The sequence below is a fragment of the Nocardia sp. NPDC004722 genome (assembly GCF_053601505.1).
In genome coordinates, this window is sequence record NZ_JBSGBY010000566.1 from 1 (window position 1) to 5,564 (window position 5,564).

A 5,564-nucleotide genomic window follows, 5' to 3' on the forward strand; every position below is an offset into this window, starting at 1 on the left:
AGGTCGTAGGGCTGCGGATCCGGCTGCTGCGCAAGCAGATCGGTGAGCGGCCGGGCGGTGGCGAGGCTGTTGCGCAGCATCAGGTCCAGTTGCCCACGTCGGGATCCATGCGGGTGCCGTCGGAGTAGAGGCCCGCGGGTGGCGCGTCGGCCTCGTATCCGGCGCTCAGGGCGAGGTCACTGTAGGTGCCGTGCAGGCGGATGCGGCCCTGCGGCCACACCAGGTCGGTGCCGGTCACCGACACCGGCCATTTGACCCCGGCGAAGCCGCCCAGCACGATGCGCATGCGAATGCTGCCGAACCGGCGGTACTGCGGACCGGCGATCAGCAGTTCGGCCGCGGCGTGCAGGGCGAACCGGGTGTCCTCGTAGGTGATGTCGTCCACCGGCAAATCATCCCCGTCCGATCGGGCGTGTTGCTGGAAAACGGACTCCGGCAAACAAAACAGCGCCGCACCGGAGTGATCCGATGCGGCGCCGAGATGATTCGCCGATTGTCAGCTCGCGTTGTCCGTGCAAGCCGACAGGATGATCTTGGCCTGGCGCGGCGAAGAAGAACCGGTGTCCGGGAAGCCCGGGGCACTCTTGCCGAGCACATTGATGGCCGAGGATTCGGCCTCCGACTTCGACGGGGCCCAGGCCCAGCCGAACCGGGTGTCGGCGCCCTGAGCGACGGCACCGCACGCATTGGCGAAATGCACGACGACGGCACAGTCGCCGCCACCGCACTTCTCGACCGCGGCGCCGTCCGCGCCGTCCCAGCTGCCGTAATTCACGGCATATGCGACATTTCCGGTGCTCTTGGACAACGCCAGCGCGCCGTACAGGTCACCGGAGGCAGCGGTGAAGACCGGTTCGCTGTCCGCCGCGTTGGCGGATCCGGCGGCCACGGTGCCCATCGCGGCCATCGACGTGACAGCGAGACCAATACCGGCCTTGCGCAGCAACGACATTCGATACTCCCGGGGATGGAAGGTGATAACGGGCGTCATCATGCCAGACAGTCAGACTCGCCGCATGACCGAGACGACCTTACCGAGCACCTGGGCGCGATCGCCATCGATGACCGGATAAGCCGGATTGCGTGGTTCGAGGTAAACGTGGCCATTGCTGCGGCGGTAGACCTTCACCGTCGCCTCGCCGTCGATCATGGCGGCCACGATCTCCCCGGAGTGCGCTTCCTGTTCCTTGCGCACCACCACGATATCGCCGTCGCAGATGGCGGCGTCGATCATGGAGTCGCCGCGGACCCGCAGGCCGAAGACGACGCCACGACCGACCAGTTCACGCGGCAGCGACAGCACGTCGTCGGTGTGTTCCTCGGCCAGGATCGGCGTTCCGGCCGCGATATCGCCGACCACCGGCACCGGCACCGAGTTCTCGTCCTGCTGCCGCTGCGGGCCGGACGCCTTGAGGAACAGCCGCACGTCCATCGGCCGGGTGACCGATTCGCTGCGCTTGAGGAACCCGCGCTCCTCCAAATCGCGCAAATGCCGCGAAACAGAGGAACCAGACTTCAATCCGACCGCATCCCCGATCTCGCGGGTGCTCGGCGAATACCCGTGCCGCTGCACCCAATCCCGGATCGTGCACAGAATCCGCTGCTGCCGCTCCGGCAAGGTGGTGGTGTCGAGATGCTCGAATCCGTCGAAGTCGTCATAGGTCACCGGGGAATCCTACGGGCAGAATTCCGCGACTCAGCGCAACCGCGGCCACGCCTGCGCCGCCAGCGTCTGCACGGCCTGACAGGCGTCACCGGTCCCGGCGTCGGCGAAACCCACCGACAGCTGCAGGTACTCGACGAGCGAATCCGGCTGCGCCGAACGCGCCTGATATATCTGCTTTCCCACCCAGGGCCGCCAGGTCCGCCCGGCGATGCTGGCCGTGCAGGACTGCGGGCCGCCACTGAGCGTCGTGGGCAGACCTGCGATCATGACGATTCGGCCCGCCGCTGGTTTGCTGAAGCCCTGCATCACCGAGACCAGGTTGTACTTCGTCTGGAACGGGAAGAGCGCGGAGGTCTGCGTGCTCGGCACAGTCGCCTGCCACAGGCAGAAGTGCCCCCGATGCCGGGCAGCGGGCGGATTCCAGCCCGGCAGCGCGACATTCGCGGTGATCTCGGCATCGGTCAGCAGCGCGCAACCGTCCACTCGGCCCAGCGAATCGGCCGGGAACGACAGTTGCGGCAGCGACTTCGCGTGCAGCGCCGCGAGCAGCGCCTTGTGTGCCCGATCGGTCAGATCGCAGACATCCACGGGCAGCGCCTTCTCGAACGTGTCCTGCGAGGAGGTGATGACGACGCTGCTCTGCGCGGAGTACACCGCGCGCATGCAAGACCCCATGGTCTCCTGCCGCTGCGCGACCAGCGTCCAGTCACCGTCAGCGGCAACCGAATAGCGGTCCGCATTGTCGTAGACGCCAGGCGTCGGCGGCGTCTGTCGCTTGTTCGAGTCGACGAGAATCTCGTGATACGTCGGGCCTGGCACGACGATGTGCACTTCGCACAGGTCGAAATCGACGGGATCGATCTGTACCCGGGGCAGGCCGGTCGCCGGATCATGGTCGGCCACATCGGCATACAGGTCCGGGGTCAGGTATCCGCACGGATCCCAGCCGAAGGTGTCCAGCGGCGAGACCGGCGGGGCCGCGACCGTCGTGCTCGTCGGCGCCGATCCACGAGCGCTGGGATCCGAATCGCTGTGCTGCCCGGAGCATGCGGCTAGACCGGAACCCAGCACGATGACCACCACCGAGGCGATCCATCGCCATCCCCGCCCGCGACGCCGCGATCGGTCCGTACCCACACCACCGGTCGTGGCGGGCAGCAGCCCGCGATCCCCCCTCAAAACGCCCATTACCGACTTTCTTCTCGAAACCGGCGGACAGCGTATACCGGATAATTGCGGCGATTACAGCCCGGCCGGTTCAGAACCTCACGGTCAGGTCCGCAACGTCCTGTGCAATGCCGTCTCGGCCTCGGCGGCGATGATCGTGACCAAGTCGGCCGCCGGTTCCAGGCTGCCGATGAGATCCACCGCCTCGCTCGCCCACACCGTGGGCGGCAGCTCACCGCTCGCGACGTCCTGTGCGTAGGCACGTTTCGCGTCGGTGTCGCGGGCGAGTTCCTCGTCGCGGCCGCGCCAGCGCTCGAGGATCGGATGCGACAGAGTGCGGGCGGTGTATCGCGACGGCCAGGCCGAGTCGCGCACGATATCGAGTAGCGCACTGCGTTCGGTGTTCTCGCCGTCGGACTCCACGATCGCCTTGCCCGCGAACGCATCCCCGACCACCTCGAGACTGGCCTGGAACCGCGTCCCCATCAACGCGCCCGCCGCCCCCAGCGCCAGCACCGCCGCCAGCCCGCGACCGTCGGCGATCCCGCCCGCGGCCAGCACCGGTATCGGCACGACCCGATCGATCACCGCGGGCACGAACGCCAGGGTGGAACGCCCCTGCCGGGCACCGTGCCCGCCGCTCTCGGTCCCTTGCGCCACGATCACATCGGCTCCCACCTCGACGGCCTGCTCGGCCTCGGCCATATCGGTGACCTGCACGATGAGCGCGGCCCCCGCCGCCCGGATCACCTCGACGTACGGCCGCGGATCACCGAACGAGATCAACACCGCCGCCGGGCCGAACTCCAAGGCCCGCTCAACCGCCGCCACCTCGGCACCCCAGGCCAGAAAGCCTATGCCCCAAGGCTTCTGGGTCCGTTCCCGCACGATGTTCAGCTCACGCTCGAGCCAAGCCCGATCGCCACTGCCACCCCCGACCAGCCCGAGTCCCCCGCCCTCCGACACCGCCGCCGCCAGCGCCCCACCGGCGGCCCCGCCCATCGGCGCGCAGGCGATGGGATGCGTGATCCCGAACATCTCCGTGAACTCGGTCCGCAATGGCATGCGACCCACGGTAGCGCTGACCCGATCAGCCGAGGTGGACGACGGTGACGCGTTCCCCGTCCGTGACGGCGAAGCGACGGTGGTCGGCGTCGATCGCCAGGCGCGCCGGACCGGAGAAAGCATCCGACGCGACGATCGAGCTCTCCACCTCGCCCGTCGCGAGATCGGGCCATTCGGCGATCAACTCGCCGCACGTCGCGTCGTAGAGACGCGGATGCTCGTACAGGGACAGGATGCGACCCGCCAGGCCCACCACATCACCGGCGGGATGCTCGAGCTGCTTGCGCCAGAGGAAGGTTCGGCCGGTGATCGACCAGCGGGCCAGCATGTTCGACGCGAGGCGCTCGGAAGGCTCGGGCCGGTAGCCGCCCGACAGGGTCGCGATCACGACGTCGCCGTCGCGGAAGCAGGCGCCGCCCACGTCGGCCGCACCGTAGACGCGGCCGTCGAGAATGCTTCCCGTGGAATCCAATTCGGCGGGCTCGGTCAAGGCTCGGTGCAGGTCGTACACGGCTAGCGCATCCACCGGCATCCATACCCAGCCCGCGCTCATCAGATACCGGCCGTCGGGCGAGACCGCGAGCCGGGAGTGGAAGAAGTCCTCGGGTTTACGCTCGGCGTCGATCGTCAGCCGCTCACCGGTGGCCGCGACCTCGATTTCGAGGCGGTTGTACTCGTCCGGGCAGTGCGCGAGGCCGGTGCGGCCATCCGGCAATGTGAACAGCGCCAACGGGTATCGATACATGTCGGCCTGGTAGTAGCTGCGGTTGATCTCTCGAATGAGCGTGCCGTCGGAGGACAACAGCAGGCCCTTGGTGCCCGTGCTCGCAAGCAAGGCGACCATCTCGCGCCGGGGCGACACCACGACCGCGTCGAACTGATCGCCGTACGGTCCGAACCGCGAGGAACCGGGTGATCCGTCCAGCGGAATCGAACGCCATCCGGCGGCGGTGTCGTACAGTGTGCCCCCGATCCAGACCAATGACTTCGCACCCCTGACCGGAATCACGTCCCGGTGAACCTCACGCACGCGCGACAGTGTCTCAAAACCCTTCGCCGGGCGTACGGAATATGGTGGTGCGGTGGATGATCATGAGCGGCTGTTCGATCGGGTCCGGGGCGCGATGCTGGGCGGGGCGGTCGGGGACGCGCTGGGGTGGCCGATCGAGTTCTTGACGTTGGAGCAGATTCGGGGGCGGTACGGGGCCGCCGGGGTGACGGGGTATCTGCCCGGCCCCAATCCTGATGCGCCGCAGCAGATCACCGATGACACGCAGATGACCATGTTCACCGCCGAAGGGCTGTTGCGGTGCCCGGACGGTGGGAATTACGCACCCGTGTTGCGGCGAGCGTATCTGCGGTGGCGGGATACCCAGGCGCAGGACCGGCCGGGGCCCGAGCCGGACGGATGGCTTGCGCGGCAACAGTTCCTGTATGCCATGCGCGCCCCCGGCAACGCGTGCATGACCGGATTGCGGCGGCAGGCCGAGGAATTCATCCCGGCACTCGAATTCGGTGCGCCCGGTCCGGTGAATCCGAATTCGAAGGGGTGCGGGACCGTCATGCGGTCGCCACGGCCAAGAAGATCCTCGCCAGTATCCGCCCGATTCAGTAAGGGCGACAGCACAACTCGTCAGACAGGGGGTCGGACGATGAACAACGGTAA

The 5,564-nt window shown here is 67.7% G+C and carries 7 protein-coding genes; 1 reads left to right on the forward strand and 6 read right to left on the reverse strand.

Annotated features, from left to right (window positions below; all coding sequences use genetic code 11):
- Positions 1-79: 79 nt before the first annotated feature.
- The 6 genes from ACWELQ_RS36625 to ACWELQ_RS36650 all read right to left on the reverse strand — a co-directional run bounded on the left by ACWELQ_RS36625 (position 80) and on the right by ACWELQ_RS36650 (position 4,928).
- A complete protein-coding gene (locus ACWELQ_RS36625; protein ID WP_452401603.1) occupies positions 80-385 on the reverse strand; it encodes a hypothetical protein in 306 nt (101 codons plus the stop codon).
- A 111-nt stretch (positions 386-496) separates the two neighbouring features.
- Positions 497-994: a DUF4189 domain-containing protein gene (locus ACWELQ_RS36630; protein WP_452401604.1), complete on the reverse strand. Its 498-nt coding sequence runs from the start codon at positions 992-994 to the stop codon at positions 497-499.
- A 9-nt stretch (positions 995-1,003) separates the two neighbouring features.
- On the reverse strand, positions 1,004-1,666 hold the full coding sequence (lexA, locus tag ACWELQ_RS36635; RefSeq protein WP_452401605.1) for a transcriptional repressor LexA: 663 nt from the start codon (positions 1,664-1,666) through the stop codon (positions 1,004-1,006).
- A gap of 30 nt (positions 1,667-1,696) precedes the next feature.
- Positions 1,697-2,854, reverse strand: coding sequence for a hypothetical protein (locus tag ACWELQ_RS36640; protein ID WP_452401606.1), 1,158 nt, complete (start codon positions 2,852-2,854; stop codon positions 1,697-1,699).
- An 84-nt stretch (positions 2,855-2,938) separates the two neighbouring features.
- Complete coding sequence (locus ACWELQ_RS36645) at positions 2,939-3,898, reverse strand: NAD(P)H-dependent flavin oxidoreductase (protein ID WP_452401607.1); 960 nt, start codon at positions 3,896-3,898, stop codon at positions 2,939-2,941.
- Between the two features lie 25 nt (positions 3,899-3,923).
- A complete protein-coding gene (locus tag ACWELQ_RS36650; protein WP_452401608.1) occupies positions 3,924-4,928 on the reverse strand; it encodes a hypothetical protein in 1,005 nt (334 codons plus the stop codon).
- 52 nt (positions 4,929-4,980) lie between these two features.
- Here ACWELQ_RS36650 and ACWELQ_RS36655 point away from each other — a divergent pair.
- Positions 4,981-5,564, forward strand: a 584-nt coding sequence (locus tag ACWELQ_RS36655) for an ADP-ribosylglycohydrolase family protein (protein ID WP_452401609.1), incomplete at its 3' end; no start/stop codon positions are given.

What these genes read in the sequence shown, in the direction of transcription:
- ACWELQ_RS36630 (WP_452401604.1), bottom strand. Translation starts at nt 994, where the DNA reads ATGATGACGCCCGTTATCACCTTCCATCCCCGGGAGTATCGAATGTCG.
- ACWELQ_RS36640 (WP_452401606.1), bottom strand. Translation starts at nt 2,854, where the DNA reads ATGGGCGTTTTGAGGGGGGATCGCGGGCTGCTGCCCGCCACGACCGGT.
- ACWELQ_RS36645 (WP_452401607.1), bottom strand. Translation starts at nt 3,898, where the DNA reads ATGCCATTGCGGACCGAGTTCACGGAGATGTTCGGGATCACGCATCCC.